At 37.2% G+C, this 26434-nt stretch carries 27 protein-coding genes and 3 tRNA genes; 23 read left to right on the top strand and 7 right to left on the bottom strand.

Going from position 1 to position 26434, the window contains the following annotated elements; all coding sequences use genetic code 11:
- Positions 1–23: 23 nt before the first annotated feature.
- A complete protein-coding gene (locus KKF19_01055) occupies positions 24–1583 on the top strand; it encodes a glycosyltransferase family 2 protein (GenBank protein ID MBU2579548.1) in 1560 nt (519 codons plus the stop codon).
- Between the two features lie 51 nt (positions 1584–1634).
- Here the strand turns inward: KKF19_01055 and KKF19_01050 are convergent, their stop codons facing one another.
- From KKF19_01050 to KKF19_01020, 7 genes are all read right to left on the bottom strand, one after another.
- Complete coding sequence (locus tag KKF19_01050; protein MBU2579547.1) at positions 1635–2036, bottom strand: TraR/DksA C4-type zinc finger protein; 402 nt, start codon at positions 2034–2036, stop codon at positions 1635–1637.
- Between the two features lie 118 nt (positions 2037–2154).
- Positions 2155–4203 (bottom strand): ATP-dependent DNA helicase RecG, encoded by a 2049-nt coding sequence (recG, locus tag KKF19_01045; GenBank protein ID MBU2579546.1) that lies wholly within the window; start codon positions 4201–4203, stop codon positions 2155–2157.
- Positions 4203–4278: transfer RNA gene (locus KKF19_01040), tRNA-Arg, on the bottom strand. Before KKF19_01040 ends, recG begins: the two co-directional genes overlap by 1 nt.
- A gap of 45 nt (positions 4279–4323) precedes the next feature.
- A complete protein-coding gene (locus tag KKF19_01035) occupies positions 4324–4965 on the bottom strand; it encodes a hypothetical protein (GenBank protein ID MBU2579545.1) in 642 nt (213 codons plus the stop codon).
- A gap of 22 nt (positions 4966–4987) precedes the next feature.
- Positions 4988–5077 (bottom strand) — tRNA-Ser (locus KKF19_01030).
- A gap of 81 nt (positions 5078–5158) precedes the next feature.
- Positions 5159–5243, bottom strand: a tRNA-Ser gene (locus KKF19_01025).
- A 75-nt stretch (positions 5244–5318) separates the two neighbouring features.
- Positions 5319–5954, bottom strand: a complete 636-nt coding sequence (locus KKF19_01020) for a hypothetical protein (GenBank protein ID MBU2579544.1) — start codon at positions 5952–5954, stop codon at positions 5319–5321.
- A 194-nt stretch (positions 5955–6148) separates the two neighbouring features.
- Here KKF19_01020 and pilM point away from each other — a divergent pair, with 194 nt between their 5' ends.
- From pilM to KKF19_00910, 22 genes are all read left to right on the top strand, one after another.
- On the top strand, positions 6149–7198 hold the full coding sequence (gene pilM / locus KKF19_01015; GenBank protein MBU2579543.1) for a type IV pilus assembly protein PilM: 1050 nt from the start codon (positions 6149–6151) through the stop codon (positions 7196–7198).
- A 1-nt stretch (position 7199) separates the two neighbouring features.
- Positions 7200–7778, top strand: a complete 579-nt coding sequence (locus KKF19_01010; GenBank protein MBU2579542.1) for a hypothetical protein — start codon at positions 7200–7202, stop codon at positions 7776–7778.
- A 4-nt stretch (positions 7779–7782) separates the two neighbouring features.
- Positions 7783–8397 (top strand): hypothetical protein, encoded by a 615-nt coding sequence (locus KKF19_01005; GenBank protein MBU2579541.1) that lies wholly within the window; start codon positions 7783–7785, stop codon positions 8395–8397.
- A gap of 2 nt (positions 8398–8399) precedes the next feature.
- Complete coding sequence (locus KKF19_01000; protein MBU2579540.1) at positions 8400–8759, top strand: hypothetical protein; 360 nt, start codon at positions 8400–8402, stop codon at positions 8757–8759.
- An 11-nt stretch (positions 8760–8770) separates the two neighbouring features.
- Positions 8771–10414: a GspE/PulE family protein gene (locus tag KKF19_00995; GenBank protein MBU2579539.1), complete on the top strand. Its 1644-nt coding sequence runs from the start codon at positions 8771–8773 to the stop codon at positions 10412–10414.
- Positions 10415–10418: 4 nt separating this feature from the next.
- Positions 10419–10847: a type II secretion system GspH family protein gene (locus tag KKF19_00990; GenBank protein ID MBU2579538.1), complete on the top strand. Its 429-nt coding sequence runs from the start codon at positions 10419–10421 to the stop codon at positions 10845–10847.
- A 58-nt stretch (positions 10848–10905) separates the two neighbouring features.
- Positions 10906–11982: a PilT/PilU family type 4a pilus ATPase gene (locus tag KKF19_00985; protein ID MBU2579537.1), complete on the top strand. Its 1077-nt coding sequence runs from the start codon at positions 10906–10908 to the stop codon at positions 11980–11982.
- A gap of 6 nt (positions 11983–11988) precedes the next feature.
- Positions 11989–13194 (top strand): type II secretion system F family protein, encoded by a 1206-nt coding sequence (locus KKF19_00980; protein MBU2579536.1) that lies wholly within the window; start codon positions 11989–11991, stop codon positions 13192–13194.
- A gap of 29 nt (positions 13195–13223) precedes the next feature.
- Positions 13224–13691: a prepilin-type N-terminal cleavage/methylation domain-containing protein gene (locus KKF19_00975; protein ID MBU2579535.1), complete on the top strand. Its 468-nt coding sequence runs from the start codon at positions 13224–13226 to the stop codon at positions 13689–13691.
- 82 nt (positions 13692–13773) lie between these two features.
- Positions 13774–14562 carry a prepilin peptidase gene (locus KKF19_00970; GenBank protein MBU2579534.1) on the top strand — a complete coding sequence of 263 codons (789 nt, stop codon included), beginning with the start codon at positions 13774–13776 and terminating at the stop codon, positions 14560–14562.
- A 41-nt stretch (positions 14563–14603) separates the two neighbouring features.
- The gene (locus KKF19_00965; protein ID MBU2579533.1) at positions 14604–15059 is read left to right on the top strand and encodes a type II secretion system GspH family protein; all 456 of its coding nucleotides are present in this window, start codon (positions 14604–14606) and stop codon (positions 15057–15059) included.
- 70 nt (positions 15060–15129) lie between these two features.
- Entirely contained in the window at positions 15130–15729 is a 600-nt protein-coding gene (locus tag KKF19_00960) for a hypothetical protein (GenBank protein MBU2579532.1), read from the top strand.
- 33 nt (positions 15730–15762) lie between these two features.
- Complete coding sequence (locus KKF19_00955) at positions 15763–16554, top strand: hypothetical protein (protein ID MBU2579531.1); 792 nt, start codon at positions 15763–15765, stop codon at positions 16552–16554.
- A 12-nt stretch (positions 16555–16566) separates the two neighbouring features.
- Positions 16567–17013, top strand: a complete 447-nt coding sequence (gene hxsD / locus KKF19_00950) for a His-Xaa-Ser system protein HxsD (protein MBU2579530.1) — start codon at positions 16567–16569, stop codon at positions 17011–17013.
- Complete coding sequence (locus KKF19_00945; protein ID MBU2579529.1) at positions 17007–17207, top strand: HxsD-like protein; 201 nt, start codon at positions 17007–17009, stop codon at positions 17205–17207. Before hxsD ends, KKF19_00945 begins: the two co-directional genes overlap by 7 nt.
- Positions 17204–18658 carry a His-Xaa-Ser system radical SAM maturase HxsB gene (gene hxsB / locus KKF19_00940; protein MBU2579528.1) on the top strand — a complete coding sequence of 485 codons (1455 nt, stop codon included), beginning with the start codon at positions 17204–17206 and terminating at the stop codon, positions 18656–18658. Before KKF19_00945 ends, hxsB begins: the two co-directional genes overlap by 4 nt.
- On the top strand, positions 18652–19530 hold the full coding sequence (locus tag KKF19_00935; protein MBU2579527.1) for a hypothetical protein: 879 nt from the start codon (positions 18652–18654) through the stop codon (positions 19528–19530). Before hxsB ends, KKF19_00935 begins: the two co-directional genes overlap by 7 nt.
- A gap of 22 nt (positions 19531–19552) precedes the next feature.
- Positions 19553–19849 (top strand): His-Xaa-Ser repeat protein HxsA4, encoded by a 297-nt coding sequence (gene hxsA4 / locus KKF19_00930; protein MBU2579526.1) that lies wholly within the window; start codon positions 19553–19555, stop codon positions 19847–19849.
- Between the two features lie 44 nt (positions 19850–19893).
- The gene (locus tag KKF19_00925; protein ID MBU2579525.1) at positions 19894–23163 is read left to right on the top strand and encodes a radical SAM protein; all 3270 of its coding nucleotides are present in this window, start codon (positions 19894–19896) and stop codon (positions 23161–23163) included.
- 51 nt (positions 23164–23214) lie between these two features.
- Positions 23215–24258, top strand: coding sequence for a radical SAM protein (locus tag KKF19_00920; GenBank protein ID MBU2579524.1), 1044 nt, complete (start codon positions 23215–23217; stop codon positions 24256–24258).
- 9 nt (positions 24259–24267) lie between these two features.
- Entirely contained in the window at positions 24268–25290 is a 1023-nt protein-coding gene (locus KKF19_00915) for a radical SAM protein (GenBank protein ID MBU2579523.1), read from the top strand.
- 11 nt (positions 25291–25301) lie between these two features.
- On the top strand, positions 25302–26354 hold the full coding sequence (locus KKF19_00910) for a radical SAM protein (protein MBU2579522.1): 1053 nt from the start codon (positions 25302–25304) through the stop codon (positions 26352–26354).
- The last annotated feature ends 80 nt before the right edge of the window (positions 26355–26434 follow it).

Genomic DNA, 26434 nt, shown 5'->3' with positions numbered 1-26434 from the left:
TGGTTTTGGGATAGGATTTTTATATGCTGCCATCTGAAAAATATTATTTAAAAATTGGGAAGGCGGGGGATTTAGAAAAGAGATGGGAGAGGATTGTTTATCGGGCTTTGGAAATTTTGCCTGGATTTTTGGCTTGGGCGACGCTTTTAGGGATTGTTTTTTTGTCTTGGGCTCAACCGATTTGGGCGGCCTTTTTTATTATCGCTTTTGATGTCTATTGGCTCTTGAAAACAGTTTATCTTTCTTTTCATTTGAGAATTAGTTATCGTCAGATGAAAAAGCAATTATCGGTTGATTGGCTCGGCAAGGTTAAATCTCTGGGCGGTAAGAAATGGCAAAAAATACATCATTTAATTGTTTTGCCTGTTTACAAAGAGCCGCTCTCCGTGATTCAAACCACCTTGCGGGCGATTACTGAATCCGATTATCCAAAAGACAAAATGATTGTTGTCTTAGCGGTGGAAGAAAGGGCGGGTTTGTCTGCCAGAAATAGAGCGCGAAAAGCGAGAAAAGAATTTGGCGGATATTTTTTTGACTTTTTGATTACGGTTCATCCCGAAGGCGTCGCAGGCGAAATGGCTTGCAAGGGCTCAAATTCTTCATATGGCGCGCGCCAAGTTAAGAAAAAAATTATTGACCCGTTGAAAATTCCTTATAAAAATATTGTCGTTTCTTGTTTTGATATTGATACGCAAGTTTATCCGCGATATTTTTCTTGTTTGTCGTATCATTATTTAACTGCTAAAAAACCGACCCGTTCAAGTTATCAGCCGATTCCGGTTTATAATAATAATATTTGGGACGCGCCATCGGTTTCTCGAGTCGTCGCGACTTCAGGGACATTTTGGCAGATGATCCAGCAGCAAAGACCAGAACGGCTCTCCACTTTTTCTTCGCAAGCGGTCAGTTTTCAGGCGTTGGTTGATGTTGATTTTTGGTCGGTCAATATTGTTTCGGAGGATTCGCGGATTTTTTGGAAAAATTTGCTTTTTTACGACGGGAAATATCAAACAATTCCGCTCAATTACCCTGTTTCAATGGACGCTAATTTGTCTTCGTCGTTTTTAAAAACATGTCTTAATGTCTATAAGCAACAGAGGCGATGGGGCTGGGGGGCGGAGAATATTCCTTTTCTCCTTTTTGGTTTTTTGAAAAATAAAAAAATACCTTGGCGGCAAAAATTTCATTGGACCTGGATTCAGTTGGAGGGATTTTGGTCGTGGGCGACGAACGCGTTGCTGATTTTCTTTTTGGGCTGGCTCCCTTTGGCTTTGGGCGGACAAGAATTTAATGTGACGGTTTTATCATATAATTTGCCGCGCGTGACAAGAATTTTGATGACTTTGGCGATGGTTGGATTAGTCGGGTCCGCGATTTATAGCACTTTGCTTTTGCCAAAAAGACCAGAGAAATACAAAAGTGGCGTTAAGGGGCGGCTGAAATATTTTAGCATGATTATCCAGTGGATTTTAGTTCCCGTGACGATTTTGTTTTTTGGCGCTATCCCTGGATTGGAATCGCAAACGCGGTTAATGATTGGGAAGTATATGGGATTTTGGGTGACGCCGAAAAGTAAGAAATAGGGGAAAATAAAACAGGGGAATGGCGTTTTTACCATTTCCCCTGTTGTTGAGTTAGAGGGCTGCTGCCCTGGTTTCGCGGCGCAATGTTATTATTGGCGCCGTGACGAATTTAAGCGTTTTTTTACAGGTGATACATGTGTTTGTTGCCGGACAGACTCGCAAGCGCGCTGTTGGAATTTGACATCCGCAAACATGACAGATGCCGTATTTACCATTTTCCAAATTCTCAAATGCTTGCTTAATTTTGCCCAAATATTTTCTCAATTGGGCAATTCTTCCGCTGTGGATAATCATCATTATAGGATGGTTATCCTTGCGACAATTTTTTACCTTTGTCGCGCTAATTGCGCGAAGTTCGGCCGAGGATTTTGATATAGTCGTCGTGATTGCTTTTTCTGTTCTTGCTCTTTCGGCCGCTAACAATCTTTTTACTTCTTTTTCTGTTAATCTCATTTCATACCCCCCTTGAAAAAAAGTTAATTATAAGAACTGCTTGTATCCTACCACATAAAGATATTTTGTCAAGGGTTTGAATCTGGGGGCTGCTCCCGTTGCGGGGGCAGCCCCCGTTTCACTCCAAATGGAGCGCTGTTTGGAATTTTTTTAATTCTTCTTTGAGGGCGGGAGTGAGGAGGTTCTTTTCTAAAACAGTCCGCGCGGCTTGGCGGGTTTGTTTGACTAATTCCAAGTCGTTCAGGGACGACATAACCAAATCGGGCAAACCCCATTGACGAACTCCCGTGAAGTCGCCAGGTCCTCTTAATTGAAGGTCTTTTTCGGCTAATTCAAATCCATTATGGCAGTTGACGATCGCTTTGAGGCGACCGCTAATTTTGGCGCTCTTGGGGCTGGTAAAAAGGAAGCAGTATGATTGCGCGTCTCCCCTTCCGATTCTTCCGCGGAATTGGTGGAGTTGGGCTAGCCCGAATCTTTCCGCGCCTTCAATCAGCATCACGGTCGCGTTGGGAACATCAACTCCGACTTCAACGACGGAAGTGGAAACCAAAATGTCAGTTATCCCTTCGCTGAATTCTTTCATAATTGTTTCTTTTTCTTTCGGTTTGAGTTTTCCGTGCAGCATCGCCACATTAAAATGAGGAAAAATTTCCTCGGACAGTTTTTTGTATTCTTTCGTCACGGATTTAATTTCTTCATCAAGTTTTTCTATGAGGGGGCAAATAACAAAGGCCTGTTTTTTCTTTTCAATTTGATTTTTAATAAAGTCGTAAGTTTTTTGGCGTCCGGCGGGAGCGACGATTTTGGTGATAACTTTTTGTCTTCCTTTGGGCATTTCTTTAATTATGGAAAGAGCAAGGTCGCCGTAAATAGTGAGCGCCAAGGTGCGCGGAATTGGGGTGGCGGTCATAGAAAGGAGATGGGGGATAGTCGGCAGACCGTCTTCCATTTCGTAAATATTTTTTTGCAAGGCGGCTCTTTGGATGACGCCAAATCTGTGCTGTTCGTCAACGATCGCCAAAGCCAAGTTTTTAAAAGAAACGCTTTCCTGGATGAGGGAGTGCGTTCCGATAATAATATCCACTTCTCCGTCGCGTATTAATTTTTTTAGTTTGGTTTTGGGGACAGAACTGGTTAAAAGGGCGATATTTAAGTCCTGTTCTTTAAGAAAATTTTGGAATGTTTGGAAGTGCTGTCTTGCCAAGATCTCAGTTGGCGCCATAAACGCCGTTTGGTATCCGGCTTTTGCCGTTTGCAAGGCGGCGATTAGGGCGGCGATTGTTTTGCCCGAGCCGACATCGCCGTCAAGCAGGCGGTTCATAGGCTTGTTTTTCTCCATGTCCTGAAATATTTCCCAAGCGGCGACTCGCTGGTCGTCAGTGAGTTTAAAGGGTAGTTTTTTAACGAATGACTTAATTAGTTTTTGATTAAAGGGAATGGCAGTCGCTCTTTTTTTTTCCAGTTCTTTCTTTTGCAACAGAGTATTGAGTTGAATTAAAAAAAGTTCGTTAAAGGCGAGGCGCCGGCGGGCTTTTTGCGCGGAGAGGGCATCCGAGGGGAAATGGATTTGCTGGATGGATTGATTAAGATTGTCTAAACCAAATTCTTTTTGAATTTCTTCAGGGAGAAAGTCGTTCGCTGTTTCAGTTAAATAGAGAAGCGGTTTGATAATATATCGCAAATAGCGGGAACTTAATCCGGCGGTTTCGTGGTAGACGGGGACCAAGCGACCCGTGTGGGTGAAGTCCTCCTTATTAACAACCTCGTAGGCGGGATTGGAAAAAGAAAAGGCGGTTTTCACGCGCGCAATCTTGCCGGAAAGATTGACTTTTACGCCTTCTTTTAATGTTTCAGTCAGATAGGGTTGATTAAACCAGACCGCTTTGATAGTCCCCGTCTCGTCTTTAACAAGCGCTTCGGTCAGTCCCATTCTTCGCCATTGACTCCGCGAAGCGTAATTAATTTTAACGACCTCTCCTTGGATTGTCGCGACTTGATTGATTTGCAGTTCGCTAATGGAAACGAAATGGCTAAAATCATCGTAGCGATGAGGGAAATGTAAAAAAAGGTCCCGAATTGTCTTGATTTTAAGCCGATGAAGCTTTTTCAAATAAGCGGGACCTATTTTGTTGACTTCTTCAATTTTGGATGAGAAGGAAAGCATGGTGTCCTCGACAGGATTTGAACCTGTGACTTCTTCCTCCGCAAGGAAGCGCTCTATCCACTGAGCTACGAGGACGATGATGGGGGCTGCCCCCGTTGCGGGGGCAGCCCCCATACAGGGTTAGAATTTTATTTGTCTTGACAGGTTGTCAGTCAAGGATTCTTCTTGTCTTTTTTCGGGGAGGTATTGGATGAGGGCTTTTCTCGCCGCGACAGGGTCTTGTTCGCCCAAGGGGATTTTTATGTGGGGCATTATTTTTTTTCTGCTTAAAACGCTGATTTCTTTGAGCGTGGGCGGTTCATAAAAAATCCAGAATGATTTTAGATTATCATACGGATAAAGCGCTCTGTCAATTTTAATTCCTTCAGCCGTTATTTTTGCCGCGATCTTTCTCGGTTTTTTAATAGCGTAAGCGGTTATAATAAAATATCCCAAGATAATTATTAGGGCGAAAAAAATATTTCTTGTCCAAAGCGCCCAAAGAAAAAGGGCGATGGCGATGAGCCCACTCACAACAAACCAAATTTCTGTTTTTTCAAAATAGAAAAATTCAGGGGCGTTCCATTCCAAACTCAAATCAGTTTTTATTTTTTCGCGTTTTTTTGGCGCGATTTTTTTGGGTTTTGACTCGCTTTTTTTTGGTTTCTTTTTTTTCTCTTTCCGTCGTTCTTTTTGCAATCGCGCGAACCTCAAAAATTCCTCCGAATTTTCTTCAGTTTCGCTTTCTATATATTTTCCCCGAAGGTCTACAATTTTCGCCATGGTTATTTTCTGTTTTATAATTTGGCGGAGAGGCAGGGATTCGAACCCTGGGAGCCTGTGAAGGCTCAACGGTTTTCAAGACCGTCCCATTCGGCCGCTCTGGAACCTCTCCTAAATTAAATGGCGGATGCTGCCCGCCTACGCAATCTTCAGGCGGACTGTGTCCGCCGAAGCCCGCTTCGGCGGGCGAAGGCGGAGAGGGAGGGATTCGAACCCTCGGCGCCCGGAGGCGCAACATCTTAGCAGGATGCCCCATTCGGCCACTCTGGCACCTCTCCGTGCTTCGTATCATACTTTGATTCTTGTGTTTTAGCAAGATGGGGGCTGCCCCCGTTGCGGGGGCAGCCCCCATCTTAGCGTGCCAAGACCAGGGCTTGGATGGATTTTGGTTTGAGGGGGGCTAGGGCTTTGGCGCATTCTTGGAGGGTGGCGCCGGTGGTCGCGATGTCGTCAACTAAAATAATAGTTATTGGGGACAGTCCCCGCGGCAGGGACTGTCCCCAATGGCGTAGAGCAAAGGCGTTTTGGAGGTTTGCTTTTCTTTGGGCGGGGTTTTCTATTTTGGCTTGGGGCTGGGTGTTTTTAGTTCGGATTAAAATATCGCTAGCGACAGGGATATTTAATTGTTTGGATATTTCTTGAGCGAGGAGTTCTGATTGGTTAAAGCCGCGCCAGCGGAGCCGTTTTTTGTGGAGGGGAACGGGGACGAGAATGCAATTCTTGGGGGCAGCCCCCAAATTGGGGGACTGTCCCCAAGAATTTAGTTTTTTTGCCATGAGGGCTCCGAGAGGGATAGAGAGTTCTTGGACGAAATTATATTTGTAGTGATGGATGGCTTTTTTAATAAGGGGGTTTTCGTAATTAGTCGCGGCGCTTGGTTCCGAGTTAAGAGGAATTTGTTCAAGACATGAGGGGCAGATAAATTTTCCTTCGCTCCCACAGGCGAGGCATTGGATGGGGAAGAGAGTAGCGAGAATGAATTTTTTCATGAAAACATCATAACACATATTAGCGGAAAGAAAGAAATTAAAGGTCAGACCTTTCAAAACGACATTATCACGACTGCTTATTATTTAGTGACAAACTGATGGGAAGGTCTGACCTTGAATTTCTTTCTGAATTCTCTGACTGTGGATAATTATTTTTGATTAGTTGGAGGGGTGTGATACAATAATGATAAATAATGTTTTTGTTTAAAAAAAATCCGAAAAGTTTTTTAGGTATTGATGTTGGCGCTTCGGCTGTCAAATTGGTTGAGTTGGGCAAAGAGAAGGGAAGGTTTAAGTTGATTAATTATGCAATCGCGCCCCTATCTGATTATCTTAAAAAAGTTGGTAGCCAATCTGATAGTGAACTTCTAAACGCCGATAGCGGAGAAATCGCAGAGGTAATTAAAGAGGCCATTAAAGAGGCAAAAATTACCGCCCGTGACGCGTATTTTTCTATTCCTGCGTATTCTAGTTTTTCCACTCTAATTGATTTTCCTAATATGCCTGAAAAAGAAATTGCCGCGGCTGTTCCCCTTGAAGCGAGAAAGCATATTCCTGTGCCAGTTTCGGAATTGGTTTTAGATTGGAATGTTATGGATTTGCCCGGGAAACAATCTGGCCGCCAGGCCATGGTCATTGCTGCTCCCAAGAAGGTTATTGACACTTATACCCAAATTAGCAAGTTAGCAGGTCTTGTCTCTCGCGGCATGGAAGAAGAGACATTTAGTTTAGGCCGAGCGTTGGTTGGTAATGATAAAAGCGTTATGGTTTTGGTGGATGTCGGCGCGCGTTCAATTAACATCGGTATTGTTGATGGTGGATATATTAGAGTTGTTCATGATTTAGAAATGGGCGGAGTTAAGGTGACGCAAGCCATTGCCCAACAAATGAATCTTGATTTAGAGAAGGCGGAAAATTTAAAAAAGGAAATGTCAGGGGAAGGCGAGCAATTTTCGCGATTAAAAGGGGTTGGTTACTCAACACTGGGGGCTATTATTGTTGAGATAAGAAAAATAATTGAGGCGTACCAAAGTAAGTATAGCAGAAGAGTTGAAAAATGTATTTTAGTGGGTGATGGAATTCGTTTAGTTGGTTTCGCTGATTATTTAACCACTAAATTAAGCATCGATGTTTCTTTGGGCAATCCTTTTGCTAGAGTATTTTATCCGCCTGAACTTGCCCCAATTTTGAAGGAGATAGGTCCTCCATTAGCGGTGGCGGTGGGGTTATCAATGAGAGGGTAATATGGATTTTAAATTAATACCGGAAAAATATAATAAAGACGAAGATTCCAAACTGGCAACTGGTTTTTCTGGAGTTGGTTTTTATTTTTCTTCCAAAGCGAATCTTTGGCTGGTTTTGTCTTTGATTTTGCTCGCTGGAGCCGTTTTTGGTTGTTTTTGGGCAATAGGATATAGAAATGACTTAGCCAATGAAAAGGAAGGGTTCGCGAGCAATGTGGAAGCGCTGCAAAACCAAAGGGATTTGAAATTGGAGGCTGACTTTACTGAACTGAAAGATAAAATTGATGTTCTAAAAAATGTTTGGACAACGCGTCTTTACTCATCTCGAATTTTCGGAATGCTTGAAGAGTCAGCTCTGTCTCGCGTCCGTTTTATTGACTTAAGGGCGGATTTATCTCAAATGATTATAAAATTAAAAGTTGAAACGGCGGATTATAACACTTTAGCAAAACAGTTTATTGTATTTAAGGAGGATTCTCGGATAAAGAAGGTTGATATCGCGGAAATTTCACTGGGTGAGTCGGGCGAAATTAATTCAGAATTTTCGTTAGAAATAAACTCGAGCTTTTTGCGTCGTTAATTTTATGAAAAGTAAAATCATTATCAGTTTAGTTTGTTTTGTTGCCGCCGTTGGTTTGGCTTCTTTTGTGATTGCTCCTCTTTGGTCTTCGGCCAAAATTTTAAGAACCGATATAATTGGACTTAAGCAGGAAGCGGTTGAAGTTGAAAATCTTTTGGCAAAGAGCCGCCAGCTTGAGCAGAAATATTTGGAATCAAAAGAGGAAGCGCTAAAAATTATTTTGTCTCTACCCGAGGAGGAGGAAATTTCTTATTTACTGGTCCAATTTGAGGGACTGGCTTTGCAAAACGGATTATTGTTGGAAGGAATAGAATTCGGCAAAATAGAAGAGGTACAAGCAGCTTCTCGCAGAAGCAGTGTTCAATCGTCGTCTCAAGAGACAAACCAAGGCGCGCAACTTCCAGAAGGCATCGCTACTTTTTCGGCGAATATAAGAGCAGTTGGTTCTTATGAGGCGTTTAAAAGTTATTTGAATAGTTTGGAAAATAATGTTCGTTCAATGGATATTGAGCAAGTTAATTTTAAGGTTTCTGAAAAAAAAGAAGATGGCTCTTTTGAGCAATTAGGAATTTTTGAGTTTAATTTGGTCGTGAAAGTTTATTACAGACCTTCTATATAAATATGAATTTTAAAATATTTTCAGTAAATTCTATCTTAACACCAGAAGACAAAAAACAACGGTTAATGTTAGTTATTTTAGTGGCGACTGTTTTAATATCGGTTGTTATTTTGTATTTTGGTTTTTGGCGTTCTCCAACTCCAACTCCAACTCCAACTTCGCCTTCGTTAAGCGAGGAACCTTCCAGCGTTGAGTTTGTCGTTACAGAAGAAAAAAACGCGGCGCCGAGTGTCGTTATTAAAAAAATGAATTTTGACACTGATTTTTTGGAAAATCCATATTTGCGAAATTTAAAAATTTACGGAGAGTGGCCATTGCAGGTAGACGAAAAAGGGCGGGCTAACCCATTTTTGCCCTATTGATGAAAATTAATATGAGTTCTGTTAAAAAAGATGTTCAAAAAAACGAAGAGGAAGACGCGCGCGCGACAAGAGAAAGAGCGGAGGCGATGGGCGTCCCTTTCGCTGATTTAACAGGGAAGACAATTCCAGTGGAGGCGTTGAAAGAAATTCCTGAAGAAGCAGTTATTTTTTACGGCCTTGCCCCTATTGCTAAAGAAAAAAATGTTTTGGATGTGGGGATGATTGATCCGGATAATCTTAAAGCGAGAGAGGCCTTGAGATTTATTGTCCAGCGGAGCGGGTTAGAAACAAGAATATTTCTTATTAGTCAGACAGATTTCAAAAATGTTTTGAAGCAATATCGCAGTTTTCGTTCGGAGGTTAAAAAAGCTCTTGAGGAGCTGGAAAAAGAATTAAAGACAGAAAAAAAAGTTAGGCCGATTCAGGACGAAACATCGGAGATAGCTAGAAAAATAGTTACAGAAGCGCCCATTACTAAAATAGTCGCTGTTATTCTTAAGCACGCTGCTGAGGGCGCGGCGTCGGATATTCATATTGAGCCAATTGAAGATAGAGTGCAAGTTCGTTTCAGAGTTGACGGAATTCTTCACAAGAGTTTAATTTTGCCGAAAGAAATTCATTTAGCGGTTGTCTCTCGTATTAAAATTCTTTCAAATTTAAAAATTGACGAGTCAAGAGTTCCTCAGGATGGGAGATTTCACGCGCCAGTCGGCGGAAAAAAAATTGATTTTAGGGTCTCCACTTTTCCAACAGTTGGCGGAGAGAAGGTTGTTTTAAGGGTTTTGGACCCATCGGCTAGTTTAAGGGATTTTGCCGAATTAGGAGTTCAGGGTTATAATCTAAAAATACTGGAAGCAGCGATCAAACAGCCGTTTGGCATGATACTAATTAGTGGTCCGACGGGTTCAGGAAAGTCAACCACTCTCTACGCCATTTTAAGCGGACTGAATCAAGAGGAGGTTAATATTGTGAGTTTGGAAGACCCTGTGGAATATTATATTGAAGGAGTTAACCAGTCCCAGATTAGGCCTGACATTAAATATACTTTTGCTTCTGGCTTGAGGCATATTTTGAGGCAAGACCCGGACATTATTATGGTTGGAGAGATTAGAGATGAAGAAACGGCTGGGTTGGCGATTCATTCTGCTTTAACGGGGCATATTCTTCTTTCCACAATTCATACCAATAATGCCATAGGCGTGATTCCCCGCTTGATCGATATGGGAATTAGTTCTTTCCTTATACCCGCCTCAATGAATTTGGTAATCGCGCAAAGATTAGTTAGGCGACTTTGTCCTCATTGTAAGAAAGAGACAATTGCGCCGTTGCCGATGGAAAAAGAAATTGAGAAAAGTTTGATTACTTTATATCCATTTCAAAAAAAGGATTTTCCCTACGAAAAACCGTTTAAAATTTATCGTCCGGTCGGGTGTAAATTTTGTAGTAATAAAGGGACAAAAGGTCGGTTAGCTCTTTATGAAATGTTAAAAATGACTCCTCAATTAGAAAGTATTGTCAACGAAGGAGTGAACGAGGCAAAAATGGAAGAAGAAGCAAAAAGACAAGGGATGCTTACAATGAAGCAAGATGGCGTTAATAAGGCGCTCCAAGGGTTAATTTCTTTTGAGGAAATGTTAAGGGTGGTTGAGGAGTAAAAATATGAAAAAAAACAAAAACAAAAGAGCTGGGTTCACTTTGATTGAACTTTTGGTGGTTGTGGCGATTCTTGGCCTTTTGTCAACGATTGTCTTATTTAGCGTTGAAGGAATTAGAGCCAAAAGCCGCGATGTTAGACGGGTTGGTGATGTTAAGTCCATTATGGACGGACTGGCGATGTATAACAATAATCGCAGCGTTTACCCGATTTACGATGGATATATTATAGGCGATGACGCGATGTCGGTTGCTTTGAGCGGGGATGTGGTTATGTCAAAAGCGCCCGTTGACCCGATTAACGATGTTATGGGCGGGGTAACTTATAAATATTATTATCAGTCACTAACGGGAGCGACATATTTTATCCAGTATTATTTAGAAACAAATTCTATTCACGATAAAGCGGCGGGATTGAATGAGGTCTCTCCGTAGAGTAATAGAAATTATGAAAAAAGGAATGAGTTTAGGCGCGAGCGCGTATATTAATATTATGACTAACGAACAATATAAACAAAAATTAGATGAAATCCTTGCTTTGGCGGTTGAAAAAGAAGCGACTGATATTCACCTTTCTTCGGGTCGTCCTTTTATTTTAAGAATTAATGGAAATTTGGTTTTTTCAGACAAAGACCAAGTTTTAACAAATGAAGATACGCAGGGCTTGGCTTATGTGATTTTGAACGAAGAAAGAAGAGAGCAGTTTAACGCGCAAAGAGATATTGATTTGTCTTTTGCGTATGAAGATAAGGCGCGTTTTAGAGTTAATGTCTATTATCAATTAGGAAAAATTAGCGTTGCTTTGCGTCTTATCCCCAGTAAAATCAGAACAATTGAGGAATTAAATTTGCCGCTAATTTGTCATCAGTTTGCCGAGGCGCCTCAAGGATTTTTTCTGGCGGTTGGACCTTCCGGACAAGGAAAATCAGCCGCATTGGCGGCGATTGTGAATGAAATCAATCACACAAGACAGGACCATATCGTCACGATTGAAGATCCGGTTGAGCATCTTTTTATACAAGATAAATGTATTATTGACCAAAGGGAAGTGGGTGATGATGTTCAAAACTTTCATCGCGGATTGCGCGAAGTTCTTCGGCAGGACCCGGATGTGATTATGATCGGTGAGATGCGCGATCCAGAAACAATCAGCAGCGCCGTCACAGCCGCCGAAACGGGGCACTTGGTTTTAACCACTCTCCATACTAACACGGCCGCGCAGACGGTTGATAGAATTATTGACAGTTTTCCTCCTCATCAACAAGGTCAAATTAGGACGCAACTTGCTTCCAACATTTTAGGCATTCTTTCACGGCGCTTGCTTCCTTGTCTAAAAGGTGGGATAATTAACGCTGTTGAGTTAATGATCGCCAATTCTGCTATTAGAAATTTAATTCGCGAAGGGAAAACCCATCAAATAGATATGGTTATTGAAACAAGTTCAAAAGAAGGGATGATTTCGCTCAACCGTTCTTTGGCTGATTTGGTTAATAGAGAATTAATATCCTTAGAGGAGGCCGAAAAAAATTCAATCAATCTTTCAGAGTTAAAAATGCTGTTAAAAAACTAAATTTTTATGAAGTTTAATTATCTTGCGCGCGACCAAAAAGGAGAGACCCAAACAGGAGTGATTGAAGCGTCTGATTATTCAGCCGCTCTTAAAATTTTGCAAGATAAAGGGTTAATCGTGGTCAATTTAAAAATCGGAGGGAGAGCGCCCCTTATTAGCAGAGAAATTAAAATTTTTAATAGAATTAAAAGAAAAGATATTTTCGTTTTTTTTAGGCAGTTGGCTATTTTGGTTGACGCGGATGTTCCTTTGGTTCAGTCATTGAATATCTTAAGCAAGCAAACAGAAAGCCGTTCTTTGAAAGATATTATCAGCGCGACGGCGAGCGATGTTGATGGAGGGATGGCTTTTTCAAAAGCGATGGGGAAGCATCCCAAGGTTTTTTCTATTTTTTCCGTTAATTTAATCAAGTCGGGAGAGGTCTCGGGGCGGCTTCAAGAAACGCTCAATTATTTGGCCGACTACCTTGAAAAAGAATTTTATCTCATTTCTAAAGTGCGCGGCGCGATGACTTACCCTGCTTTTATTTTGGGCGCTTTTATTATTGTCGGCGTCTTGGTTATGACGATGGTTATTCCAAATCTTACCTCTATTTTGCTTGAGGCCGAGCAAGAATTGCCCGTTTCAACTAAAATAGTTATTTGGACAAGCGATTTCATTAGAGGGTCGTGGTGGTTAATTTTAACTTTTTTAATTGTTTTTGGTTTTGTTATTGCGCGCTACAAGAAAACTGCCCGAGGAAAATTTTATTGGGACATGTTTAAACTTAAAATACCTATTTTTGGGAAAATTTTTCAGAAGACCTATTTAGCGCGGATCGCCGACAACTTAGGCACTTTAGTTAAAGGCGGCGTTTCTATTATTCAGAGTTTGAATATCACTGGTCAAGTTGTGGGCAACGCGATTTTTCAGCAAATTATTTTTCAGGCGAGAGACGATGTTAAGGTAGGAAAAAGCATCAGTTCGGTTTTAGAGAATCACGAAGAATTTCCTCCTTTGTTTTCTCAAATGGTTAAAACGGGCGAAAAAACAGGAAAATTGGATATTATTTTAGAGAAAATTAGCATTTTTTATAGTAAAGAAGTAGATAATATTGTGAATAATTTGAGTCAAATTATTGAGCCGCTTTTGATTGTGATATTAGGAGTGGGCGTTAGTATTTTGGTCTTTGCCGTTTTTATTCCGATTTATAATTTGGCGGGAGCGTTTTAATTTATCTATTATGAGAGGGGGTGAAAAAAATGTTACAAGTTTTTAAGAAGAATCAAAAAGGTTTTACATTAATTGAACTTTTGGTGGTTATCGCGATTATTGGCGTTTTGTCAACAATTGTTTTGGTTTCTTTGAACACAGCTCGAGAGAAAGCGCGAGATGTCCGAAGGGTGAGCGATATGAGACAAGTCGCTTTGGCATTGGAAATGTATTACGACGATAACACAAGCACAGGTTATCCAGGAACAGCTGGGGCTGATAGTTGGGCGGTCATGGAAACAGCAATAGAAGGAGGCGGTTATATCGCTTCTGTGCCGACCGACCCAGGGACGGGAACTTATCAATATTATGTAGCGACGGACAATCAAAGATATGTTTTGAACGCTACATTAGAGGATGACAATAACGCCGCTTTGAGGGATGATCTTGACGGAACGATTTTGGGCTGTAACTGCGCTGATACAGCAGGAGCTCCAGAGTACTGTATTCAGCCGTAATGATAATAGCTTAATAGCCGAAAAGCTTAAAAATGGACAAATCCGGGGACTGTCCCCAAGAGGGGACTGTCCCCAATAAATAATGCTTTATTTTCTCATCTTCATCCTTGGTCTTTCTGTTGGCAGTTTTTTGAATGTTGTCATTTGCCGCTTAGAAACCAAGGAATCAATTGTCGCGAAGCGCTCCCATTGTCCTCAATGCGGGGCTGTTTTGTCGTGGTATGATTTAATTCCGGTTTTGAGTTTTGTTTTCTTGCTTGGCAAATGCCGTTCTTGCGGGAAGAAAATCAGTTGGCAGTATCCGGTCATAGAAATAACCACTGCGTGTCTATTTCTATTAATTTTCAATTTTCAATTTTCAATTTTCAATGAATTTTCAATTCTTAATTTTCAAACTCTAAATTTATTTTATTATCTGATAATTATTTGTTTTTTGATAGTCATTTTCGTCTATGACTTACGGCATTACATTATCCCCGACAAAATTGTTTTTCCCGCGATAATTATTGCTGGAATTTTCAATTTTCAATTTTCAATTTTCAATGAATTTTCAATTTTCAAATTTTCAATATTAAGCGCAATATTGGCTGGTGGATTTTTTTTGTCGCTGGTTCTTTTTTCAAAAGGGAAATGGATGGGGATGGGCGATGTTAAATTGGCTTTTTTAATGGGATTGATTTTGGGCTGGCCCAATATTTTAGCGGCGCTTTTTCTCGCTTTTTTGACGGGGGCGGTTGTCGGCGTTGCCCTGATTATTTTTGGCAAAAAAGGACTCAAATCTCAAATCCCCTTCGGACCATTTCTGGCGGGCGCGACTGTTCTAGTGATGCTCTGCGGACAATTGTGGATAAACTTCTTGTTTGTTTTTTAATAAAAAAGTGGTAGAATGAAAGATAAATAAGTTATAAAAAAATGTTACAAATTTTTAAGAAGAATCAAAAAGGTTTTACCTTGATTGAGTTGTTGGTGGTTATTACGATTATTGGCGTTTTGTCAACAATTGTTTTGGTTTCTTTGAACACAGCTCGAGAGAAAGCGCGAGATGTCCGAAGGGTAAGTGATATGAGACAGATCGCTTTGGGTCTGACGCTGTATTACGATGACCACTCGGATGCAGGTTATCCTGGGGTGAGCGGTAGTAATCAATGGGCAGTTATGAAAACAGCCATAGAAGGAAGTGGGTATATTGCTTCAATTCCAGGCGATCCGGGTATGGGGACTTACGAATATTGGGTTTCGTCTAATAACCAAGGTTTTGTTTTGAATGCGACATTGGAGGGCGTTAACAACGCGGCTTTGAATGACGATAGCGATGGAACGGTTTTTGGCTGCGACTGCGTTGATCCGGAATATTGTATTGAGTTGTAAAAATGGTTTTTGCGCGAAAAATAGAGTTAATCCCATTTAATCCGTAACAAATAAAAATAGTAAAATAACTATGACCAAACAAATAACAACAATCATCGTTATCACCGCCTTGGTTTTCTTTGGGCTTGGCTTTGCCTTCGCCAATTATTACAAACCAGACAGCGGCAGTGATACATATCAAGCCGGCTGGGACGCGGCTAAGCAAAGATTGGAGGAATCTGGTTTCGCGCCCATGATGGGAGATATGGAGATAACTTCTATTAGCGGAATCGTGAAAGTAATAAAAGATAATAATATTTATCTTAAGATTCAACCCTTAACGCTTTTGGCTGATTCGGACTTAGACAATAGAATTATTGAAACAGATGAGAATACCAAGATTTATCAGTTTAAGGAAAAAGACCAAGCCCAATATCAAGCAGAAATGGAAGGGTTTAATCAGAAAATGGAAGAACAGATGGGAAATTTTGAAGCGACAGCAGAACCGATTATGCCTCCAGAAATGTTTATTAAGACAGAAATTAGTTTTAATGATATTAAGGTCGGTCAGCAGATAACTGTCACGGCGCAAGAAAACATTAAAGATATCAAGGAATTTAAGGCGATAGAAATAATTGTTCAATTTATGCCGATGATGCCAGGACAGGTTGACGCGCCACCTGTGGAATAAATAAATAATATAAAACACATGTCCACAAAAAAAATGACAAAAAAAACACAAACAATCGCTCTCTATTTTTCCATTATTATTGTCGCGATTGCTTCTGTATTCTGGGTTAATGGCCTTATTCTAGCATGGACGACTCCCGTTTCCGCGCCTCCGGGAAGCAATGTCGCCGCGCCCTTAAATGTCGGTTCAACTGCTCAAACAAAATCTGGCTCTCTTATTTCCAGCTCTGATATGAGAGCTCCTATTTTCTATGACCAAAACAACACTGGCTACTATGTTGACCCGGCGGGGATGAGTAATATGAATCGAGTTGATTTTAGCTATGGTTATGATAGAGACAACACTGCTTATTATCTTGACCTAAATAATACATCTAAATTTAACGCGGTTTATGCTAATTCATATTCAGGTCCGGGATGCGACATCGCCGAGCGTTATCAAGCAAGCGGCGATGGAGATAGTCAATTAGAACCGGGCGATATAGTTGTTTTGGATGAAGATAAAGAAATGAACATAAAAAAGTCCGACAAAGCATATAGTACTATGGTAATTGGAGTTGTTTCCACTAAGCCCAATTTAACTATGGGCGCTTTGGAGAATTTTGATAATGAAAATTATCCGCCAATAGCGCTTTTAGGCAGAGTGCCAACAAAAGTCACCGCGGAAAATGGGCCGATTAAAATTGGCGACAATATTATTAGCTCTTCCAGGCCCGGTTATGGCATGAAATGCGATAATTATAGCAAATGCCAAGGAGCTATTGTCGGCAAGGCATTGCAAAAGTTGGAAGGCGCGGAAGGGGTGATAGAAGTATTAATAAAATAACGCGCGCGTTGAATGAAAATGATAAAATCTCAAATTAATTCTCAGAAAAATCAAATAACTTTTTTTCTTGATAATAAGATTTATCCCTTAGAGGCCATTTATAGCACTGCCCATGTATTTTTAGATAGAGCTTATGTTTTTTTAGATGAAAATTCCGAGAAAAAAATTATTGTTAATTTAAAAGGCAAGAAAAAAATAAGCTCCGAAAAGCTAAAAGAGTTGTACGGAGAGTTTTGCAATGAACTTTTAAATTACCTCTTGAGGGTGAAAATTGCTGAGAGAAATAAAAAGGTCAGAGATTTTGTTGTTGGCACTGCTTTAGTTTCAGCTTCGCCTATGTTTGGATTGTCTCAGAACAGTTCGGGGGATAATTATAAAGATGACCCCTTGGGTATCGCTGTGCCTTGGGAAGAAAAATATGAAGGCGATAAAGTTAAAAAGAAAAAAATAAATTGTTAATTCAATTTAATAAAAAAATATATCCGAAATCAGTAATCAAGAGGGCTATAAAAGATTATAGCGGTTTAGCTGATTTTACCTTAGAACAGAACGAAAATTATTTTTTGGTTGAAATTACCAACGCGCCATTTGAATTAAAAAATGTTTTTGAAGATGAGTTTTCAAATTACATTTTAAGCTTAATGAAAAAATGATTGATTGTAAAAAAGTAAATTATTCAAAATTGGGTTTTTTCAGATTTAAAAAAACGAATAAAGACTATCTTTTAACTAATGATATTGGAGATTATATTTTTTTATCTCCCATGGATTTTGATCAATACCTTCAGGGAAAATTAGAAAAAAAATCTTCAAAATATCTAGAGCTGAAAAGAAAAAACTTTATTGGCGATGAATTTAATTTAGAGCAACATGTTGAAAAATACAGAAGAAAAAATCAATTTCTTTTTTCTGCTGGACCCAGTCTTCATATAGTTGTTGTTACTTTGCGTTGTGACCATAAATGCGTTTATTGCCAAGCATCTTCGTGCTTCGTGGACGATAAGAATAAAGATTTGAGCGAGGAAACTGCAAGAAAAATTGTTGATTACATTTTTTCTTCTCCTAACAAAAATATTGCCATTGAATTCCAAGGTGGAGAGCCGTTATTAAATTGGCCAGTTGTTAAGTTTATTATTGAGTATGCCCTAAAAAAGAACAAGGAAGAAAAAAGGGATTTAGAATTAAGATTGGTTTCTAATTTTACAGGAATGGACGAAGAAAAAATGAATTATTTGCTTAAGAAAGGAGTTATTTTCTGCACTTCCCTAGATGGACCGGAGAAATTACATAATAAAAATAGAATTTTAATAAATAAAAATAGTCATCAAAATACGGTTAAGTGGTTAAAAAAAATACTTAAAAAATATAAAAAGTATTATATTTACCAACCAGGCGCTCTGACAACAGTTACGCGTTATTCTCTTCCTGTTTATGAAAAAATTATTGACCAGTACATTGAGTTAGGATTGGATAATATTATTTTAAGACCGCTCACGCCTTTGGGAATGGCTAGGAAGACCTGGCAGAAAATAGGATATTCAACGAGTCAGTTTTTAGAATTTTACAGAAAGAGTTTGGATTATATTTTAGAGCTTAATATTAAAAAAGGGCTTCGCTTTCGAGAAATGATTGCCACCAACATGCTGACAAAAATACTAACTGATAAGGACCCGAATTATTTTGAATTACGCTCGCCTTGTGGAGCTGGTATAGGTCAAGCGCTCTATAATTATAACGGAGATGTTTATACATGTGATGAGGGACGGATGATAGGTGAAGAAACTTTTAAAATAGGAAGCGTCTTAACGGATAGTTACGATGATATTATTGATAATCCGACTATAAGAACGATGTGTTTAGCTTCTTGTTTGGACAATTTGCCTTGTGACAATTGCGTCTATAAACCTTATTGCGGAACTTGTCCTATTATTAGTTATGTTGAATCGGGCAATATTTTTCCTCAATTACCCACAAGTAGTAGATGTCAATTAAGTCAAGGTATCTTTGATTATATCTTTAAAAAAATGCAAGAAGATGATAAAATAAAAAAGATTTTCTTGGAATGGGCTACTAGTCGTCACCAATTTAATAAAAAGTTATGCTAGAAATATTTAAACAAAATATTTGGTTAATAGCGGTTTTTATCGTTATTTTAATTTCATTATCAATTGTAGGGAATTATTATTTTAAAAATAAAGATTTAATAGCCGATGGCTTGATAGTTGAAGAAGAAGTTATTACAGAAGAAGCAATTGACGCGGAGGATCGGTTTAATCAAATTATTAATAAAGAAAAAGAAAAATGCATACTTGATTTTAATTTAGATAAATTGGATTTTACAGAAGCTGATTCAGATAGCGAATTACCTACAATACTTAAAAGATTGCTTGTCATGCGAGCCGCAGATCAGAATAATAGAGATTTATGCTATTACGAGAATCGAGAAATTGATTTTGAACTAAGAAAAGAGAGGTGTGAACGCGATTATGATTTTTTCTTTGTTTTGACCGATAAGTTGAAAAATGGGATAGGTTTAGAGCAATATGTAACGGAATGTAGAGAAGCTTTTTTACCTTATATTTTAATTGAAAAAGAGCAAAAATTAACAGAATTACCTGATGATTTAGACGAGATAAAAGCGGGTTTGGGGGCAATATGCGAAAATTATCACAGAAGCTTTCAAAGTAAAGAACCAGTAATTTTTGATTCGACTCTGATGTGTGATTCACAAGTAGAGCAGGAAGATGACGCGGCTACCGATAGAACAACTTCATGCGCGGGCGAGTTTAGCGACAATATCGCGTATTTGATTGCAGTGGCCAAAAACGACTCTATTCTATGCGAGTCGATCCCTGAACTTAGAATTTATCAATATTGTAAATATTATTTTAGCCGGGATTTGTCTTTTTTTTATGACAAGTTCAAGGCGTCTTATTGTCACAATAAAGTTCATAAAGATTTTTTTCCGACGAAATAGTCATTAATTATTTAGATAATCTATGAAAAATAAAAACCATCAAGTTCCCAAAATTAAAAAAAATCTTAGAAATTTTTTAAACGAAGAAGAGGGGAAAATTAGTAAAAAAAGCATTCGAAAAATTGGGTTGGCTTTGATAACTATTGGACTAGCTAGCGGCGGCTTAATGAAGCCTGATCCTACTATGGCTGGGACATGTAACTGTTGTACTCCCTGTCCAACTCATTGTTCCCACGCTTCGCACGGTTCGCATTCTTCCCACGGTTCCCACGGTTCCCACGGTTCCCACGGTTCCCACGGTTCTCACGGTTCGTGGTAAAAAAATATAGACAAATAATTAACAGAATTGGAATATGAAGCGTTATGAAGTATCCATTAATAATTATTGTCACCAACCAATGTAATCTAGATTGCAAGTATTGCGCGGTGCTAAAAAAAAATATATTTATCAACAAATCAATTGCTTTTAAGGCAATTGATTTATATTTGTGTTTATTGGGCGATAACAAAGGCAAAATAAAAATTTTTGGCGGTGAGCCCCTCTTAAAAATTGATTTGTTAAAAAATATCATTGCTTATGTTAGAAAAAAAAGTCATAAGATAGATATTGAATTATGCACTAACGGCGTTTTATTGGATGATAATATTTTTAGCTGGCTTAAAGAAAATAAAGTGAATCTTTCGATTAGTATTGATGGAGATAAAACTTCTCAAATGCTAAATAGAAAAGGTATTTCTCCTCAAACTTATCAGAAAACAATCAATTTAATCAAGAATAATCAATCTCGCGTGATTGTAAACATGGTGATAGCTCCGAATACCGTGGATAAGTTTTTCCAAAATTTTGTTTATGTACATAATTTAGGCGTTAAGGGGTTTAATTTTTTACCGGCAGCTTATAGACCATGGTCCTTTCAAAAAATAAAAATTTTAGAAAGACAGCTAAATTTCGTATCAGAATTTTTAAAAAAGCATAGAGAAATCTATGTCAAAAATGTTGACATAGATAACGATTTATTCTTCTTTAATACTGGGATGGTTGTTGATTGCAATGGTGATGTTTTTTTTACCAACGCTATTATGTTAAAAGAATTTCAGTCCGTTAAGAAAAAATTTAAAATTAGCAATATTAAGGATAATAATATCTTAGAATGTTTGAAAAATTTGGATTTTCATAAAGAAATTAATAAAATTGAATTAAATACAAAGGAATTATTTGACCATAAAATCTTACAATCAAATAAAGCAATTGATAATACTCTTAATAATTTTGTTGATTCAATGAAAAATAAATCCAATATAGCAGAGAAAGAAGGATTAAAGCTGAAGGAGAATAAGAGAATAGATATAAAAATAGGATACCAATGTAATAATCATTGTTGTTTTTGTGTACAAGGCGACAAAAGAAAAAAATGTTTGTTTAGAAAAAAATCGGAGATTATAAAAGAATTAATTCAAGCAAAGGAAAGTTGCCAATCAGTCGTTTTTACTGGCGGCGAGCCCACGATACATCCTAATTTTTTGGATTTAATAAGGCGTGCGAAAAAATTGGGGTATCAAATTATTCAGGTCCAAACCAATGGCCGCATGTTCGCGTATAAAGAATTTTGTCGCAAAACAATAGAAGCTGGGGCAAATGAGTTTTCGCCAGCCGTTCACGGACATACAGGAAAGTTACATGATTATTTGACTAATGTAAAAGGCAGTTTTGACCAAACCATTCAAGGTATTAAAAATTTAAAAAGTTTAAACCAGAGAGTCATAACGAACACGGTGATTACAAAATTTAATTATCGCTATCTGCCTAAAATAGCAAAACTATTGGTTGATTTAAATGTAGATCAGTTTCAATTTGCATTTGTTCATATAGCAGGCGCCGCTTGGAAAAATAGAAAATTAATTGTGCCAAAAAAGTCGGAGATTATGCCATATGTAAAAAAGGGATTAGATATTGGCATAAAAGCCGGCAAAAGAGTAATGACAGAAGCAATACCTTATTGTTTTATGAAGGATTATGAAAAATATATTGCTGAGCAAATCATACCTGATGCAATGGTGGTTGAAGATATGTTCAAAATTGATGATTACAAGAAATACAGAGTTAATCGTGGCAAAAGCAGGGGTTCTAATTGTAAAAAATGTGATTTTTATTCAATTTGCGAAGGTCCATGGCGCGAATATCCGGAAATTTTTGGGTGGAAAGAATTTAAACCTGTTATCAAGAAAAAAAACTCTCCTAAAAAAAATTATGAATTATACAAAAACTTTTTAAAAGATTATAAACCATACTATAATATTTTTTTTCTTGCTGATTTGATGCATTGGGTGGGAGAAAAAAGGTTTGTTGGCGCTGATCTAATAAGGAAGAAATGGGAAAGCCATATCCATTTAATTAAAAACAAAAAAGTAAATGATGTTTTAAATTTTTATATCCACATTCCATTTTGCGAGTCTAAGTGCAGTTATTGTATGTATTATTCAGAGATTGCCAATAAAGAAAAATTAGAGGATTATATTAAAAACTTAATTAAGCAAATTAAATTTTTTAAAAATACATTTACTGACGCAGAATTTAGTAGCTTATATATTGGTGGTGGCACGCCTTCAATATTATCAGAAAAGCAGCTTAGCGGGTTGTTAAGTATTTTATTCAGATATTTTAAATTTAAAGAAGATGGAGAAAAAACTTTTGAATCTAATCCCCAAAGCATTTCAATAAAAAAGTTGAAATTACTTAAACAATTTGGATTTAATCGAATAAGTATGGGCGTGCAAACTTTTAATAATAAAGTGCGAACTTATACGAAAAGAAATTATGGAGATTATAAATTTTTACCAGAACTTATTTCCAAGGCCAAGGAATTTGGTTTTGAGGTAAATACCGACATAATGGTTGGGCTTAAGAATGATACAGCCGAAATAGTGGTGGATAGTTTTATAGAATTAACCAAAATGCGTCCCGATACGATTACAATATATCCCTTAAAGCCGACGCAAGAATATTTGGAAAAGTATTGTAATAATAATTATTGTTCTTTTAATAAAAAACTTAATAAAAAAGCTGGTGAAGCGCGACAAAAATTAAAATCAATGGAAGATAAATTAGAGTATTATATTATAGATAAGGGGTTTGAAATTTTTTCATCCGCTGAACCTGTATTTTACAATAAAAATTTTAAAGCGTCGTATAAGTATGATTATGACTATACTTCTCCAATAAACTTTTCTTCTCCTTGCTCATTATTCGCCTTAGGCACCAGGGCAAGTTCGTATATTTTTAATTCTTCGCAGCATCATCTTATTTCCAGAGAAAAAAGCTTTGGTTTTAATCCAAATGAAAAAAATTACTGGGCGCTAGAATACAATCTTAAGGATGAAATGAGGTATTTTATCCTGCAGCAGTTATCTTGCCGGCTGTGTTTTTCGCAAAAAAGTTTTAAAAAGTTTTTTAATGCTGACTTTAAAACAAATTTTAAAGAGGCAATTAATTCCTTAAAAAAGTTAAACAAAATAAAATTTAAGGGAGATTTGGTGTTTTTACCCACAGATCCGCTTGAGAGATACGCATGTTCTTTATTCTTTTTTGACGAGAAAAAGGTTTATAATTTAATCAATAAGAGCAATGCATTATAATAAGATACTTAATTTTGCTTAAAAACATTTTACAAAAGGCCTTAGGCGTAAATGAAAATTATTAGCTGCATCAACAAAAAATATAAATATTATCAGGAGTTTATGTTTGGCAAAAAGGCGAAAGATTTGGCCGCTGATTTAATATTAGATAAATGGGAAGAGGAGATAAAATTTATAAAAAAAAATAATAATAAAATAGGTCTCTATATCCATATACCTTATTGTCAAAGCGCTTGTTATTTTTGCGATTGTTTTTCAATCCCCAGTTCGCGGGAAAAAGCGGATAAATATACAAACGGCTTAATTAAAGAAATTAGAAGATTTGCTTCAATTTTTAATGGGGTAGGTTTTGACACTCTTTATTTCGGAGGCGGCACTCCTTCAATTCTCTCTGAAAATGCTTTAGATGAATTATTAAAAAATTTACATAAATATTTTAATTTTAAAAACGCCCATTCTTCATTTGAGGGCTGTCCAAAAACATTAAATAAAAACAAGCTTGAAATTTTAAAAAAATACAACATAAATAGATTAACTATAGGCGCGCAATCGTTGGATAAAAAAGTATTAGGATCAAACAATCGATCTTTTACTCCAAGAAAGTCAATCAAAGAGTTGGTTGAAAAATGCAAGAAGCTTGGAATTTTGGTAAATTTAGAGTTGATTTGCGGCTTAAAGGATCAATCGCAAACTTCTTTCTTGAATGATGTTGTTCAAATTGTTGATATGAAGCCAAACCAGATACATTTGTATTATTTTGAACATAACCCAGCGACTTTAGTTTGGCATGATGGCACATATAAGGGTCCAACGGTGAAAGAAAGAATATCTTGGAAAAATCAAGGATTGGAAATACTTGAAAGAGCTGGTTATGGGGCATTCCCTTTTAGCGGGTTGGCAGATCGGTTTGACGCGATAAATGTTCAAATTTACAATAACAGAGTCCATAATGCCAGCCTGTTAGGTATCGGCGATGGCGCCACTTCCAAGATTAACAATAATTTTATGTACGGCAGTGTATTTGACGGAGATAAGTTTATCTATAAAAAACTTTTGAAACGATTTATTAAATATTCGGAAATATTTAATAAATAAACCAATCTTATGAATAACAATGTAGTTAAGCAAAAAAAGTGGAATAAAGTTTTTACCGTCACAACAGAAGGTCCTTGTAATTGCCGCTGTCTTGGTTGCGGAACGCCGCGTTTATATAAACCGCGCTCAACGGCTGAGATACTTAAAGATATAAAAGCAGGGGCTCGGGCTGGATATCATGTAATTGAAATTATTGGCGGGGAGCCAACAATTCATCCGGATTTTCTAATACTATCCGAAAAGGCGAGAGAGATGTATAAAAAAATATATTTAACTTCAAATGGGATAACATTAGCGAATAATACTTTTGCGAAAAAAGTTTTTTCTATTTTTGATAGTATTAATATTACGCTTTATGGCCACAACGCAAAATTACATGAATCTTGGACAAAAAATAAGGGCAGTTTTATAAAAACCACACGGGGAATAAGAAATTGTCTTTCCGTAAATCCAAAATCAGTTTTAGTTACTCATCTTGTTTGGAAAAAAAACTTTCCTTATCTCCGTCAATTAATAACGCGCGACATAAAATTAGGAGTAAAGAATATTGATTTGTTAAATATCCAGCCAATAGGAAGCGCTAAACATATTTTTAAAAAATTAGTTGTTCCGCTAAAAGAATTAAGTAATTTTGGATTAAATTTTATTGATTTATTGGACAATTTTGAATCAGTTGAGATTGAAGATTATCCTTTTTGTATTTTCCCAAAAGAAATTTTGGAGAAAACAAAAAATAATGTGCATATAATAGATATTGCCGGCCAAATTTTTTTGAATGACAAAAAGCAAATAAATTGCTACGATCTTTTCATGACGCATAATATTTCTTCAGGAATGGATTCCACGCTAAAAACTTCAAAAAATATTAAATTAATAAAAGATAAAATGAAAAAATACAGATATCATTTAAACGCTTGCAAGGGCTGTTATTTTATTAATGAGTGTAATGGCATTTTTGAGGAATATGTAAAAATTTTTGGGCGGAAAAAAGTTGAAGCAGAAATCAAAGCGATACGCGCGAAATTATCTTAACGACTTAAGCTATGATTAAATACAATAATTATCCGTTTTATAATTTTCACGCGATAAAGGCAGCGTATATTCATGCCTCGGATGTTTGTAATTTTCAGTGCGAGATTTGCAAATTACCTCAAGTAAGAAAAAAATCTTTTGTTCCGTTGGATGTATTAAAGATTAAAATAACTAAGGCGGTTAGCCTTGGTTTGGATAATATTATCTTTACGGGCCAAGAGGTTATTCTTCATCCGGATATTGCTGAAATAATCAAATTTTCATTTAATAACGCTAAAGTAAATTATATAACCTTTAACACTAACGGACTAGCTTTTGCCAACGATTCAGTATGGGAAAAATTAGAGTCGGTTAAAAAACATTTACATAAAGTATACATAGCTGTTTCCGTGAATTTTTATAATCAAAAAACATTTAGTAATTGGTCGGGACATGGGAGCGATATATTCGAGAAGTGGCGCCGCGGCTTTAGTAGAGCCGTTAATAGTTATTTAAATATAAGCGGCATAGATATTATTTTAAAAAAAGATTCTAATATAATTAAAATATTGGATTTTTTGTTCCAATTTTCAAATAACAAAAAAGATTATCAAGAAGGTGTTAGAATAATTAATTTAATGCCTTTTGGTCACGCTATAGGCAGCCCCTATAAGAGCTTAAAATATAAACTAACTGGAGCTAGTAAAAAAATTATTCAAGTAGTTAATAAATATCCTGGAAAAATTCATTTTGAAGGTTTTCCGATTTGCGCGTTTAATCAAAATGACTTAAAAAAAAAGAAGTATTTTATTTATAATTTTCATATTTGTCATTTTAATGGCGTTTTAGCGCAGTACGATCCAAATATATATGAAACTTATTATTCTGGTCCGACTGAAAATTGGCTTATTAATAAAAAAGAACTTATTGGCGCTTACGACAAAATGTTTTATTATGTAGACGAATGCCAGAATTGTTATTATAGAAATAAATGCAATGGCATTCAAAGGGAGTATCTAAAGTTTTATTCCGCGAAAAATGTTAATGATGAAATAAAATCGCTTAAATTATTGAATTGGAAATAATTACTTGTGATTATTTTATAAATTTATGGAAAAACCGGCTTATTGGTCGACAAACAAGATATTTATAAACGGAAAAACAC

Source organism: Patescibacteria group bacterium (assembly GCA_018830295.1).
Lineage (GTDB): Bacteria > Patescibacteriota > Minisyncoccia > Portnoybacterales > UBA2143 > JAHJSM01.
This window is presented reverse-complemented; position numbering and strand designations above follow the sequence as displayed.